This is a genomic window from Bartonella queenslandensis, assembly GCF_018155095.1.
Lineage (GTDB): Bacteria > Pseudomonadota > Alphaproteobacteria > Rhizobiales > Rhizobiaceae > Bartonella > Bartonella queenslandensis_B.
On sequence record NZ_NAAI01000001.1, the window covers coordinates 1 to 13,959 of the forward strand.

The 13,959-nt window shown below is 36.9% G+C and carries 10 protein-coding genes and 2 tRNA genes; 3 read left to right on the forward strand and 9 right to left on the reverse strand.

What is annotated here, in order from left to right:
* Nucleotides 1-333: 333 nt before the first annotated feature.
* The 4 genes from B5V81_RS00005 to rplU form a co-directional block, all read right to left on the reverse strand.
* A tRNA-Ser gene (locus B5V81_RS00005) sits at nucleotides 334-423 on the reverse strand.
* Between the two features lie 562 nt (nucleotides 424-985).
* Entirely contained in the window at nucleotides 986-3,493 is a 2,508-nt protein-coding gene (ptsP, locus tag B5V81_RS00010) for a phosphoenolpyruvate--protein phosphotransferase (RefSeq protein ID WP_212110999.1), read from the reverse strand.
* Nucleotides 3,494-4,861: 1,368 nt separating this feature from the next.
* Nucleotides 4,862-5,131 carry a 50S ribosomal protein L27 gene (rpmA, locus tag B5V81_RS00015; RefSeq protein WP_039761123.1) on the reverse strand — a complete coding sequence of 90 codons (270 nt, stop codon included), beginning with the start codon at nucleotides 5,129-5,131 and terminating at the stop codon, nucleotides 4,862-4,864.
* 12 nt (nucleotides 5,132-5,143) lie between these two features.
* Nucleotides 5,144-5,623 carry a 50S ribosomal protein L21 gene (gene rplU, locus B5V81_RS00020; RefSeq protein ID WP_212111001.1) on the reverse strand — a complete coding sequence of 160 codons (480 nt, stop codon included), beginning with the start codon at nucleotides 5,621-5,623 and terminating at the stop codon, nucleotides 5,144-5,146.
* A gap of 282 nt (nucleotides 5,624-5,905) precedes the next feature.
* Here rplU and B5V81_RS00025 point away from each other — a divergent pair.
* A tRNA-Ser gene (locus B5V81_RS00025) sits at nucleotides 5,906-5,995 on the forward strand.
* Nucleotides 5,996-6,178: 183 nt separating this feature from the next.
* Here the strand turns inward: B5V81_RS00025 and B5V81_RS00030 are convergent.
* From B5V81_RS00030 to B5V81_RS00040, 3 genes are all read right to left on the reverse strand, one after another.
* On the reverse strand, nucleotides 6,179-7,384 hold the full coding sequence (locus B5V81_RS00030) for an ATP-grasp domain-containing protein (RefSeq protein WP_212111003.1): 1,206 nt from the start codon (nucleotides 7,382-7,384) through the stop codon (nucleotides 6,179-6,181).
* Nucleotides 7,381-8,580 (reverse strand): MFS transporter, encoded by a 1,200-nt coding sequence (locus B5V81_RS00035; RefSeq protein WP_212111005.1) that lies wholly within the window; start codon nucleotides 8,578-8,580, stop codon nucleotides 7,381-7,383. Before B5V81_RS00035 ends, B5V81_RS00030 begins: the two co-directional genes overlap by 4 nt.
* A gap of 546 nt (nucleotides 8,581-9,126) precedes the next feature.
* Nucleotides 9,127-9,903, reverse strand: a complete 777-nt coding sequence (locus B5V81_RS00040; protein WP_212111007.1) for a class I SAM-dependent methyltransferase — start codon at nucleotides 9,901-9,903, stop codon at nucleotides 9,127-9,129.
* Between the two features lie 621 nt (nucleotides 9,904-10,524).
* Between B5V81_RS00040 and B5V81_RS00045 the strand changes: the two genes are divergently transcribed.
* Nucleotides 10,525-11,736 (forward strand): MFS transporter, encoded by a 1,212-nt coding sequence (locus tag B5V81_RS00045; RefSeq protein WP_212111008.1) that lies wholly within the window; start codon nucleotides 10,525-10,527, stop codon nucleotides 11,734-11,736.
* Between the two features lie 339 nt (nucleotides 11,737-12,075).
* Here the strand turns inward: B5V81_RS00045 and B5V81_RS00050 are convergent, their stop codons facing one another.
* Both B5V81_RS00050 and B5V81_RS00055 read right to left on the reverse strand, forming a co-directional pair.
* A complete protein-coding gene (locus B5V81_RS00050) occupies nucleotides 12,076-12,345 on the reverse strand; it encodes a hypothetical protein (RefSeq protein ID WP_212111009.1) in 270 nt (89 codons plus the stop codon).
* The gene (locus B5V81_RS00055; RefSeq protein ID WP_244979303.1) at nucleotides 12,342-12,800 is read right to left on the reverse strand and encodes a hypothetical protein; all 459 of its coding nucleotides are present in this window, start codon (nucleotides 12,798-12,800) and stop codon (nucleotides 12,342-12,344) included. Before B5V81_RS00055 ends, B5V81_RS00050 begins: the two co-directional genes overlap by 4 nt.
* A gap of 492 nt (nucleotides 12,801-13,292) precedes the next feature.
* On the opposite strand from B5V81_RS00055, the gene B5V81_RS00060 reads away from it, so the two are divergent.
* A complete protein-coding gene (locus B5V81_RS00060; protein ID WP_212111010.1) occupies nucleotides 13,293-13,796 on the forward strand; it encodes a helix-turn-helix domain-containing protein in 504 nt (167 codons plus the stop codon).
* The last annotated feature ends 163 nt before the right edge of the window (nucleotides 13,797-13,959 follow it).

Below are 13,959 nucleotides of genomic sequence, written 5' to 3' on the forward strand. Positions count from 1 at the left end.
ACTATTAGTCAATTTATGCTCAAAGAGGTGAACACATCTTATATACGCTGCTTCTCAAATAATATGATTCCAGCTCAAGAACTCATCATCAAAAATTGCGACCTTATAAGAGAGAAAAATAAAGACTCATTAAAGAGGCTTTAAACAACCTTTGAAGCCCCTTTGAGAACCCCTTAAAAACCCTTCGAAAAAAAATAAATTGATGCAAAACCTGCTGTCAAATTATGCAAAACCTGGTGGCAAGCTACAATTGCGAACAGCGAAAAAGCCCGCAAATATTGGGCTCTGGCGGCTAGGGCAATTTTTCACATAGAAGGGTTTGTTTGGTGTCAATGGCGGAGAGAGAGGGATTCGAACCCTCGATATGGTTTCCCATATACACGCGTTCCAGGCGTGCGCCTTCAACCACTCGGCCACCTCTCCAGAGGTTTGCACACTATACCCAGAAAGAAATAACGTGCAAGCTTAAATTATACATTCAAAATTCAAAAACAAATTCATTGATTAAAATAAAAGCTGAGACCTGTTGAATAACAAGCACATCCTTTCTTTTTAAGAAAAAACTTTTTCCGTGGATAGTTATGTATCATGCAAGCATGGAAATAAAAAGCTTATCCACAACCATAAACTTTTATGCTTACTTACGCACCTTCTGCTTTATGAAGAAACATTGCTCTTAAAATTGGCATACGATCTACGTTTTTTTCACAATGAAATAATTAAGCATCTCTCTCTTATCAACATTGATTGCCCCAATAATAAATAGAATAATAACGATATGAATTTCTTATATTTCTAATATTAAAATTGCTCCCTTGAGATGAGGGCTATCTGTTTGTTACTTTTATATTTTATTTCATAGGCAACATATTAATTTATAGTGATAAATTAATATGTTGTCTATAATCGCTCTAAAAGACAATGGTCCACAATACTAAAGATCTAAAATTGTGCACAATGAGCACATCCTTTTATCTTAAATTCTTTACCACTGGATATCCTTGCTTAGAGCGCGTACAGCGCCTGCAGTTTCACATTGCAATGCTTGTTTTGCTAAAATTTTCATATCCTCAAAACTATGTGCCTGTAAGCATGTTTTTACGGAAGAAATATCACTGGATATCATGGAAAGCTCGTTAATTCCCAATCCAGCTAAAATCATCGCACTGAAGGGATCTCCAGCCATACCACCACATACACTAACCCAACGCTCATGTTGTGCTGCTCCCTGAATAGTCTGATAAATCATACGCAAAACTGCTGGATCAAGGCTATCGGCTTCAGATACAAGGTACGGATTTTGCCGATCAACGGCCATTGTATATTGGGTTAAATCGTTGGTTCCAATTGAGAAAAAGTCAACATGAGCACTCAACACATCTGCCATAATGGCTGCTGCTGGAACTTCAATCATAATACCAAGTTTTAATTTTGGTGCACCAATATCGTTGCGGATTTCTTCTGCAATCTTTTTTATGGAAACAATTTCTGAAACAGACATCACCATTGGAAACACAATCCATAGATCTCCAGCCTCTTTTGCTGCTCGATACAAAGCACGTAATTGGGGTACCAAAAGATCACGGCGACGTAACAAAAGCCGTGTTCCTCGAACACCTAAAAAAGGATTGTCTTCTTTGGATAAATGTAAATGTGTAACCTGTTTATCCCCACCAATATCAAGCGCACGAATAATTAATGGCTTATCTCCTACAGCTGTAATCATCGCCCGATATATATCAAATTGTACCTCTTCATCTGGAATATGTGGATTCTCTAAAAACAAAAATTCCGTACGCATGAGTCCAATGCCTTCAGCTCCCAAACCAAACGCAACAGGAACCTGATTTGCATAGTTAACATTAGCCATGATACGAATTCTTTGACCATCTATCGTTTGCGCTGGTACTCTACATGTACTTATCTCACTGGCACGTTTTTGTGCAACAATATCAATTTGCCTTTGAACATCTTCAATATCTTCAAATGTAGGATCAAGGTAAATGAACCCATTATCGCCATCAATAATAGCCTGAATACCAGACTGCACTGCTAAAATATCAGCGCCTGCTGCAACAATCATCGGAATATCAAGACTATGCGCCAAAATAGCTGTATGAGAGAGTGGACCTCCCCATGCCGTTGCTAATCCTTTTACTTTTGTGCAATCAAGCTGTGCGACATCAGAAGGAGAAAGATCATTTGTAACCAGAATTACACCATGTGGAATATCATTTAAAAAGAATGATCTATAGGATGGATTTATTTCACCTAAAACACGACGACCAACATCAAGTAAATTAACAGCACGTGCTGCTAACAAAGGATTATCTGCCTTAGAAAACATATCTGAAAATTGCCGAACTGCTCTATCCCAAGACCAAGCCACACCATGACCTTCTGCTATAAAACGATAAGCTTGAGTTATTAAATTTTCATCTTCAAGCAAAACCATTTGCGCCGAAAAAATCGCAGCAGAATCCGCTCCCATACGTACTGTAATATCAGAAATCACTGATTCCATTTTTTGTTTTGTTTTTGAGAGAGCATTTTCAAGACATGTTGCACCAGTCGCAAAATCAGTTGGCTGATCTATTATGGAAATATCATTTTGCCTTAAAACAAAAATCTTACCAAACGCTAATCCTGAATTTGCTCCAACACCAGAAATACCTTTTTGCATAGAACGTGGATACCAACCATGAAAAGTCTTTGTTTGAGATTCCGCTTCTCTCATCATGCCTTTTTCACTGATGCTCACCTTTTTTACAATAGAAATCGCCTCCTTAAGAAGTTGTACTCCTTCTACAGCATCTGTAGAAAAAATCAGGACATCACCGTTTTTTACCCCTAATTGCAATAAACCAACCAGATTTTTCATTTCAACAGCATATTGACCATGGCGAACTCTGATAGAGTTCTGGACCTTTTTGGCAAAATCAACCCAAAGAGAAGCTGGTCGTGCATGAAGGCCACTTGGATAATCTAAAGTCCATTCCTGACACACCGAAAGATCACCCATAAAAGTTTTTTCTATCTTCATTGCTTGATCAAACAGAGTTGTAACAATTTGTTGTTTGTCTGTAGTTGTTGCAAGTATTTCAAGCTGTTTTTTATCAAATAAAAGAGATGTCAATTTTTTACAAATTTCTCTATAGCGATCTGGAGATGCTGCAATGGCAATAATCAAATGTGCTTTCTTTCCATCCAACCATTCAACACCAGCAGGGACCTGTATAACAGCAACAGCATCCTTGATAATTAAATCACGATTTTCAACCATCCCATGAGGAATGGCGATACCATTCCCCAACCAAGTATTGGTTATTTCTTCACGTGCGAGCATGCTTTCCAGATAACATTTGTCAACTGCACCGACTTGCACAAGTAATTCAGCAGCAGCATAGATCGCATCATTTTTATGATCAAAAGCAGCTGCAAGTTGTACAGATCTTATAGACAAGATTTCACTCTCGATAAAATCTACATTCATTGCTTCTACTTTCTCACATCTCATTATGAATTCAAATTGCCCCACATTTGAATAAGAATATCTCTGGTAAATTCCTTTTCAAAAGCTGCATTTCCCAAAGTACAAGCGAAACAACACAACTATTCTCTTTTATTTTACGCAATACAGCCAAGTTAGGTACTTAAATACCTCAATATAACCGATAAAACAAATTGGATATCATTTCAGCGGGTTACTTAAAATCATCATAAGAAACTCTTACTCTAGAAACTCTTACTCTTTAATTTACCAAGACAAAACCGTGATTTATAAAGCCTCAATTACCTGAAAAACTCTGTCTAAAATGCTCCCACTATCTCACGTTATTCAGCCATAACTTGTCATTATTTTTTCTGCAAGAAAGCACTCTCTCTGATTCATCTGTTACTTTAATTAACACTTTACCCAACGGTCTTTCTTCTAAGCTCATTCTATAATTACAAATTGCTCCATGCAACTGACTATTTTAAAAACTCTGCGCAGTTCATTCTATGATATGAAACCCCTCAATGTGCAACATTGATATATTTTAAGCTATTCTTTTACTTCAATCAATATCGCAAGCACACAATGCCTTCCTCTACACATGTGCAAAATACATACATCCCTTACATGCCATACTCAACCACTAAAACCAAGAAAAAATCTAAAAACAACCTTACTTTTTAGAAAGTTTTACAAATGAGATAAATAAAACACAAAAATAAAAAAATACTTTTGAAAGTAGCTCATTGCACCTTGGTTATTCTTATATCTTTAAACACCGTCCTCCTTAAAAATATAATTTAATCCTCGATTTATCAAAATTCCTTAACGTACGTTACTTTCAAAGTCGTTTTTTTACGGCTATCTTGTGAATTTCTTAATCTATGTTCTTTCAAATGAATATCCCTACCTATCTACATCCCCATTAAAAAACATGGTAATTCATCGACACTATATATGCCGATAAAAAGATTTATCTTTATCAAAATTATCGTATGAATTTAAGTTATTTCATAATTTCTGAAAAGCAAATTTCCTCTCTTATAAAGAAATTACACGGTGCTTTTTCGTACATAAAAAGACCATAAGCTTTCCTCACTCTTATCATACCCAAATTTATCAATAAATTCCATCATAAAACAATATCTTGAATAAAAACAAAACACTGCACCCCCTCCTTTTTCTCATGGAGAAAAATCATTTCCTCAATTCTACACACTTTTGTGTTTTCCATATACCTTCTACATTTATTGTAATACCAATACAAAAAGAGAAAGATGACATCCTATCTTTCCCTTTTAATGCTTATAAAACTATAATTACAATTCAGCGAAATTCCTATTGATCGCTAGAGAATGCAACAGATTACTCTGCTGCTTCCAATATAGGAATAACTGAAACATAGGAACGGTTACCTGCTTTCCGTTGAAAAGAAACCTTCCCATTTGATAGCGCAAAAAGCGTATGATCTTTTCCAATGCCAACATTGTTGCCAGGATGCCAACGTGTACCACGCTGACGGATAATAATATTTCCAGCAATAACGGTTTCACCACCAAATTTTTTAACCCCTAGACGTTTTGATTCTGAATCGCGACCATTACGCGAGGAACCCCCAGCTTTTTTATGTGCCATAGACGCTCTCCTTTAATCTTTCTTATTCTTCGACGTTACAACCGTTTTCTTCTGCGATGTAGCCTTTTTTTCAGTCGTTTTTTTATCCGTCTTCTCAACAGAATCTGCTTCTTTTGTTTCCTTTGATACAGTTTCTTCCTTTTTCATGGGTTTCGCAGCCGCTTTTTTAGGCTTTGAACCCCCCATTAAAACTTCTAAAACACGCAGTGTTGTAAATTCTTGACGATGACCACGCGTGCGTTTAGAGTTTTGACGCCGACGCTTTTTAAATGCAATAACCTTGCGCCCACGTGTCTGTTCTAAAATCTCAGCCGTCACCAGTGCACCAGCAACAACAGGTGTACCAATAACTGCATTACCTTCTTGTCCAACCATCAATACGTCATTGAATTCAACAACATCACCCGCATTTCCACTCACTTTTTCAACTTTTACCACTTGGTTAGCAACAATGCGGTATTGCTTCCCACCGGTTTTAATGACTGCGAACATTTTTTATCCTTCCGTTCACTCCAGCTCTTATTTAATTTCTACCTTGAAATCAGGAAAAATAGGCTGCTTTTTATCAGTCGTAATAAATCTTAAAGAAAGATAAAACCTTCCTCAACACAAATATGCGCAGATTTCCCCACGCTTATATTCTGCCTATATGAAGGAATTTCTATTCTCTGTCAATAAAGTCTTATAAAAAAGAAAAAAAGGTTGTACCCAAAACAATTGAAGGTTATCTACCCTTTATACACTCAATAGTGCTGATTTTTGTTTCACTTTATTGGAGAGATGGCTGAGTGGTTGAAAGCACCGCACTCGAAATGCGGCATAGGGGCAACTCTATCGGGGGTTCAAATCCCTCTCTCTCCGCCATTCATTATAAAATCGATGGGTTATATAAAGATAAAGGTTCAAGGATTCTGCTTTCTTCGGTTTTGGTAATTTATTTTTATCTATCTTATGTTGCTAAGTGAGTTTTTCTGTACTATCTTGATGGCATGGTTTTATAAATTCAGCATTCTTTAGCTTTTTTGTTATTTTCAATTGATGTTCTCTCTATAGAAAATTGCTACGAATTATTCTTTCCAAAGTCGATAATTCTTCATCACTCTCGCCCCAAATTGCTATAATGGCTGGACAGGTGTTTAAATCGATTGTTAGGGGGAGGGGCTCATTTTCTTTAAAAAAGAGCATAAAATGAACGACATTTTCCCAAGAATGAAGCTTTTGCTGCCATAGATTAATGTCTTTTATGATATGACCGTTAATTTTATTGATAAGAAAGATAATACGCCCTTTTTTCTTAAAGCGACTTGGTGTTTGCGAAAACACTCCGGTAATAAGGTTAACGGCGCTTTCAAGTAAATCATTTTCATAGCAATGTGCAAACAAAGTGGGCGCAATTCCCCCGTGGAGGCGGGCTCCTACTTCGATCATCACTGGACCACGAGCGGTTTGCATTATTTCCATATGAGCAGGCCCATATTCAATCCCCACCGCGCGAATGCACTGTTTTGCATAAGAGATAAGAGCGGCATAAAGGGGATCTTGAGCATCAAGCACATCAAGCGATTCATAAACAAAGGCACTTCCATTATGGATACCCTTTTTATATCGCGATAAAGCGCATATCTTTATCGCCTCTCCATTTACAATGGCATCTACGATGTATTCCTCTCCCTCCAATCTTTCTTGGAGCAAATAAGCTTCGTTAGGGGTGCCAAAAATATTTTTCTGCGTCCAGTCGATTTCAGAAATCCACGCTGCCACTTCTTTACGGCTAGAGAAAAACAAAACACCATCGCTTCCTGCAGAATCGTTTGGCTTTACCACATAGCCACTAAGGCTTTCAAAATCATCGAGAGCACAATCACCTTTTGTAAGAATTTTTGATCGAATATGGGATAAACCGTTTTCACAAAGGCGCCTTTGCATTGCAGCCTTTTTTCGCCGCCAATCGGTAGTCAAGGGGTTATTTCCAGCACAACCATAATAAGCAGCCAATTGTTCTGCACAATAAATACTTCCCTCAGCACCTGCCACCACGGCTTTTATCGTGCCGATGGGAAAGCGCTGCTTTATTTCATCGACACGATGAAGTTTTGCTTCTACCATGCCTTTCCCCTGATAAGAGAGCATAAAGTGTGAAAAAGGAGCTGGTTGTGAGACAACGCCATAGCAAGCATAGCCTAATTTTTGTAAAGCAGGACTGTAAAGAGCACCCGTGGAGAAAGGGTCGATAATAAGAATGGATTTACTCATACTTTGGCCCGCTGTGATGAAAGAAAAAAAACATAAATAAAAATTATCAGCCCTATAAGGGGGAGAAGGTAAATGGCTGCTTGAGGCCCCATAAGGGCAGAGCTTGTAAAAAGACCAAGGATAACATAACCAGCTGATTGAGAGAGAGTATAAAGCATGCCACTATAGCTTCCCACCAGCTCTGCTTGAGTTTCTGTTCGGGTTGCTTCAATCATATGTTTGCGGGCGTTAATCCGCATGGTATTCATTGAAAAGCCAATAAAAAAGCAAAAAATCACAGCCAAATAAGGCGATTGTGTGGTGCTAAAAATAAGATCAGCTAAACCCAATATAAGAGCTGGAAGGATGAATTCAAAGCGTGGGATCTTGATAAAAGCAGCTAAAAAAGCCCCTACACCTGCAACTGCGCTGCACAGCCCATAATATTCAGAGCCAAAATTTTTCACACTCTGAAAAAGGATAGTTGCCAGTGTATTATAAGCACAAATGTGAAAGCCAATAAGGCCTATGCAAACGCATAAAAGTTTAAGCTCTAAGGAAAGCTCATCTGCCTGCGGTATAAGCATTGGCTCTTTATCGGTAACAGGCGGCAAGGCGTTTGTAGTGCTATCGGCACGATATTCATCGCGAAAAATGACATATCCGGCCACAAGGCTTACGATAATATCAAACACACAAATAGCTGCAATCAAACCATTATAGCCGATTTCAGCTGCTGCCCCTTGTGGGCTGGTTGCTTCTAAAAGATAACCACTCAATGCTGCTCCCAAAAAGGCACCAATTTGCACCACTGTTTGCATAATGCGGGAAGCCTTTTGAGCACTAATATGGCCACTAAGCGCGAGTTTAGTATTATAAGTCTCCAGCGTACTTAAGGTGATCAAAGAGAGATAACCAATAGAGATAGAGACCGCAATAAAACCAAAAGGAGAGTTGACATAATGAAAAAGAGTAATCAATAAAAGGAGGCTATAGATGATGATCCGTCTTTTGTATAAATCGACCAATCGCAACGAGGCTTTAATGTGCACAAGCCCACTTTTTTTCAAAAGATAGGGCGTAAGGGTTCCCAAAGCCATGGTTATGCCTAGAAAAACCGATGAGGATGTTATGCGATAAGCATTCCAAAGGTTACTTAAGAAGAGCACCATATCAGAAAGATAGAGCAGGACAACAAGTCCATAAAACCGAAACATCAATTGCTTACACCCCCCATGTTTGACTCTAAATCAACACTTTTTAAAATGTGCAGTATCGTAATCAGTGTATATGTTTACAAATAACTGGTGCACGTATTACTGGGCATGTCAAGTTCTTTCGATAGGAGCATGATATAAATTTGAATACTGACATTTACTGTGATGATAGCCCATTTTCATGAAATTGAGTAGCGGGAGGAGCTGGTATTTTTGCTGCGTTTTTTATGCAACATCTTGCTGATAAGAATTACTTTACTAGATGATGAGCACAGCGACGTCTGAGAGCTATATTGGGTATTTTTACGAGTGTCTCTGTTTAATTCAAGGTTGCGGGGTTTTATTGATCATTGCCGGGATAAGCTTGGGTTTTAGGAGGGCAATAACCCTTAATTATCGGACAGAAATTATTTTGATGGTCTCAGATTGAGGTGTGCTAGTACAGCTTTAAGGATTTTTTATACAACCAATTTGGGAGGGATAACTTCATTTATTAGGGGTATTATAATGCGTTGAAAGGTAATGGAGATATCCATAGATGTAAGATTATTTCATATAGATGTAGAGTTCACTTCGATACAAAAGTTCTAAATTTCCTCTCACTTCATATTGTTTTATGAGTGCAGTCAATTTCTGCAAATATTTTTCTCCATGGTTAGCAATAGCGCGTTGCGCTTGCGTTGAAGAGCGGCTCATGCCGATAAAAGATTCGGATGGGATTGTCATCGTCCAATTGTGTGTATGTAAAGCAACCTTTTCAGGATTTACTTCAAGACCATCACGCATCTCTTGTAAAAAATCAAAATTACGATAATAACGGGAATAGTTAGGGCTCATTTCCTCTAATAATGACTCATAAGCGGCTAGAAATTGACTATTTTGGAAATCACGATTGTTTTGAATAACCGCCATGACACCTCCAGTGCGAAGTTGGCTTGAGACAGCGTAAAGTAACTGAGGGCGATCCATCCACTGAAACGCTTGTGCTGCAATAACAAGATCAACCTTGCCGATTTGGGGCAAGAGGCTTTCAGCTTTGCCGTGGTACCATTGTACAAAAGGAAAATTGTTTTGTCCCTTCTTAATCATATCTGTTGATACATCGATAGCATGATAGTGGTGTTCATTTCCTAGAAGTGTGACAATTCCCTCTAATGCAATGCCTGTTCCCGCTCCAACATCCACGATGGACAAATGCTTTTTATCTTTAAAAGGAAGCAGCATGGTTTTAAATAAAGTGAGGGGATAGCGTGGACGATAGCGATCATAATCATCAGCCAATCCATCAAATTTTTCACTTTTTTGTTGAATGGTTTGTAGCATGTGGTGTTGTCCTCCTCGCGAAATTGCGCTGTACAAAAAGAAGCTTTCTTTTGTCCATTATGTTAAGTATAAATTTTAAAAGAAAGTTAAATGAGAGTTGCTCTTTGATCTATTCTATAGGGTTAATATTTATATTTCTGCCTCAAATGATGTATTTTAAAAATCAATTGTTTTTTGCGCAGGTCACTCCGCGATTCTACATATTCTTCTAAAAATTTATCTCACTTCTGGTGTGATTATCACTTAAATGCCTTTTATGAGCATAAAATTTATAACCTGCTTGTGGAAATAACCAATTTCAAATACTCTATCGTAAAAATGAGAGGACCTATTTGCTTTGTAACTGTACAGCCAAAACAGCTCATTTGTTTTACGCACTATGAGTGCTACTGGTGCCAATGTAACGCGCAATGAGAATAAAAGTATTTATGAATCTTCAATATGTTAAGATTATTTCATATGATTTTGAGAGCATATTCTTTTCATAAAAAAATGAATCACGCTCTAACAAAATGAGGAATTTTGTTTCTTTAAATTTAATCGACTAAAGTAAGAGCTAAATATATCTTTTAAATGTGGTTATACTGCATACTGAATGATATATGTATGAGGGAATGATTTATGTTCGTTGCAAATTTGAAAGAACGTGCTGCTCTATTCGAGAATAGAGCTTTTCTCTATTTTACCCTGAGCGGTTTGTTTGCTACGTTTGGAAACGGACTAAATTACATTGCATTATCATGGTTTGCTTATAATCAGACAAATTCAATTCGTGGTGTAGCGTTGATGATGCTTTTCCTTTGGGCACCTAGTATTATTTTTGCGCCTATTTTTGGCATATTGGCAGATAAATATAATCGTAAAATGCAGATTATTATTTCAAATCTTGTGAGAGGTTTGGTAATCGTGGGTTGGGTCATTCTTTGGCATTGGGGCATAGAAATTGATTTGATGATCTTATCTGCTCTTTTGGGTATTTTTATTTCTTTTTATATGCCATCAGCTATTCCTTTAATTCAAAGTATTGTTCCTAAAAAACAGCTCGTCAATGCAAATGCGACCATTGATATGGTTTATGAACTTGGCATGATCATAGGTATGGGCTTAAGTGGATTTATATTGTCCTACGCAGGAACAAAAGGAGCACTCCTCATAGGGGGCATATTTTTGATTATTGCTGGTTTTTTAAACCTTGTAATGAAGGTTCCTAAAACTAAAAGATATAAAAGCCAAGATCAGCAAAATTGGTGGGAAAGTTATATATCATCACTTCATTATTTTAAACAAAATCCAACTCTTTTTATGCCTTATATCAGCCAGATGATTATTATGACTCTTTTGATGACCATCCCGGTTATTCTTGTTCCTTATATACATGAGGTCTTGCATGCGGATAGCAGGATCTTTGCAATATTTGAGGTGCTTTATTCTATGGGTGTATTAACTGGTGCGTTTTTTTCACCACTTCTTTGTACAGTTTTATCCATAAGAAAAACATTAGCCATTTTGTTAGCTTTTATGGCGATTGGTCTCGCTATTTTGTCTTTTAACACACACATTTTTGTTGTTTTTCCTGTTTACTTTATGATTGGATTTGGACTTTCGAGTTGGGCTCTTTCGATTTCTTTATCACAACTGTCTTGTGATCCTGAATACCAAGGAAGATTGCAGGCAAGTTTTAATGGTATCTCTGGCTGCTTGATCCTCGGAGTCTATCTCATTATGGCAAGCGATAGCAGTCGCACATCACCCCAAACGATATATTTTCTTCAAAGTATCGTTGCGCTTGTTGGAATATTCATCGTGCTATTTTATAAACATGAAAAACAATAAATTTCATTTAAGTATGGTAAATATACGCTATTTTATAAACATTCACGCTGCGGAATATTTTATATCTTTCTTTTAACGAGTCAGTGAGAAAATATGAGATTTGGTGCTTTTAAATAAAACATAAGTTTATATATATGCTATAAAATTCTTGATTTTTTGATGATGATCCAAAAGAGCTGAGGTGTTTCTTTAATTCATCTCATTTTTTTAGGAGAAAAAAACACAACATGTTAAAATTTCTCAGAAGTTTTTTTGATTTCTGTATGGCAGAAAGTGAAGCAATCAGGCAATTTTTTATCATATAGGAAGAGAGTGTAATATCACGGGGAGAATGTCGCATTATTCTTGTTTTTCAAAATCCATAGGAGGAATTGTATCAATTTCATCCTCACTGGAACAAGCGTTCCTGCGGCGATGCAAGGTTTGCACAATCTCTTTTTTTAAAACAGCCTCTGTTTCACTTAAACGGTGAATGCTAAGCTCCAATTCAAGAGACAAAGCTAAATCCACACATAATTTAAGCTCCTCTCCAATATCGAAACCGCGTTGATAGTCGTCATAAAGACCAACCAGTGTATCAGATAATTCTTTATCGCATAAAGAGGTCATGCTGAATTCCTCCACGTTGCGGTTTTTTGTGCAGCTTTGGTATGTTTAAGTATCACTCCACGATCATCACCTAGGATTGCCATGTATACGAACTTCATGGTTTTGTCAATTTTCTGCAAAATACGTGTTTTAAAATCAATGTCTATTAAAGACTTTATCACTCCAAGGTTTTGGAACACTCCGTTGTAAATATGAATGGCAATGTATTTACGATAGAACTTATAGCATTTAGCATACATTGCCAAAAGGCTTCTAATTGGTACAGAGGAGGAGTAATTTGACAGTAAACTAAACACTCTGAAATCTCTATTGCCAATCACAGCTAAATCAGTGCCATTAACATCTGCAATAAGCAAGCACGGTTTGTAAACGCTCAGCTTCTTAAGAATGTGTGATAATCTCATTTTTTGTAGAATATCGATTATTTTGCCTATTTTATATTGATTTTTAGACATTGATAAACCTTTTATCTTATAAAAAAAACGACGGAAAGTGTATTTGCATATTTTGTGATAAGATTTCAGTGGCATAGTGCACAGCATACAATGAAAAGAACCGTATTGGGCTTTTACTACTCAAACATATGATTGTGCTTTTTGAGGGAGCAGTTGATGGAATTTTGCTCGACGGACTTACAATTGGCAATGGCAGGTGTTGTTTTTTCGTGAGAGAATGCCCAAATACTTTTGACACTGGTGGTCATTATTTGGTAGACTTTTACATGTTTTGCCTAGGGTGTATGAGAGTGAGGTATCTTTGCAAAATACTATGGCGGTTGCCCTTGTGGTGTGATTGTCATAATTTTCGTTCCTGCTTAAATGGATGCTGTAACATCCATGGGTGTGGGGTTATATATGTAAATATTTGCCCAATATGAATGGGCAGTAATAAGAGGTATAATGCAAATATTGTATTAAGTCAATGCATTTTTTGCATTATTGTGTAATTTGGCAAAAAAAGAAATTGAACCCAAAACAGAACAGGCAAAACGACTACGTTTAATACGAGAAAGTTTGCTGCTTAGTAGACATCAAATAGCAACGCGTTTAGGTATTAATAAAGCTATTTATGATCACGCTGAACGAGGCACGACCTTTCCTAATGTAGAATTTTTGGTTGTTCTATCACAGAAATTAAAAGTCAATTTAAACTGGCTTGTAACCGGTGATGGCGAAATGTTTTCAGATATGGCAAAAGCGCAAGCTGCTGGTTTAAAACCGCAAGCGATTCCTGTTGGGTTGATGAAAAAGCTTGGACATTTAGCGTATACAACTTATCATGATGCACAAATAGACATGCCTCCTGAAGATATAGTAGAACTTGCGGCAGAGCTTTACGGAAAACTGCAAGAGCTTATTCAAAACCTCAATGATATGGAAGAAGTTGAAGCCACGATGCCACTTTTAAAACTTCATTTAAAGCGTAAAATCGAATCTGAAAAACATCTTTAACAGTAACAAAGAAAATCACTAACCTTTTCTAAGGTAAAAAATGAAAATATTTTCTGCTTTCAAAATCCAGTTTAAGAACCAATAAATTCTCATATATTTTATGAATTCCTTTCTCTTTTTGTTTAGTACAAGATCTTAAGTTATAATAATTTTTAGAGATTGA

Excerpts from the sequence above, each read along its gene's own strand:
- B5V81_RS00050 (WP_212111009.1), bottom strand. The coding sequence starts at position 12,345 with ATGACCTCTTTATGCGATAAAGAATTATCTGATACACTGGTTGGTCTT.
- ptsP (WP_212110999.1), bottom strand. The coding sequence starts at position 3,493 with ATGAATGTAGATTTTATCGAGAGTGAAATCTTGTCTATAAGATCTGTA.
- B5V81_RS00055 (WP_244979303.1), bottom strand. The coding sequence starts at position 12,800 with ATGTCTAAAAATCAATATAAAATAGGCAAAATAATCGATATTCTACAA.
- rpmA (WP_039761123.1), bottom strand. The coding sequence starts at position 5,131 with ATGGCACATAAAAAAGCTGGGGGTTCCTCGCGTAATGGTCGCGATTCA.
- B5V81_RS00030 (WP_212111003.1), bottom strand. The coding sequence starts at position 7,384 with ATGAGTAAATCCATTCTTATTATCGACCCTTTCTCCACGGGTGCTCTT.
- rplU (WP_212111001.1), bottom strand. The coding sequence starts at position 5,623 with ATGTTCGCAGTCATTAAAACCGGTGGGAAGCAATACCGCATTGTTGCT.
- B5V81_RS00035 (WP_212111005.1), bottom strand. The coding sequence starts at position 8,580 with ATGTTTCGGTTTTATGGACTTGTTGTCCTGCTCTATCTTTCTGATATG.
- B5V81_RS00045 (WP_212111008.1), top strand. The coding sequence starts at position 10,525 with ATGTTCGTTGCAAATTTGAAAGAACGTGCTGCTCTATTCGAGAATAGA.
- B5V81_RS00040 (WP_212111007.1), bottom strand. The coding sequence starts at position 9,903 with ATGCTACAAACCATTCAACAAAAAAGTGAAAAATTTGATGGATTGGCT.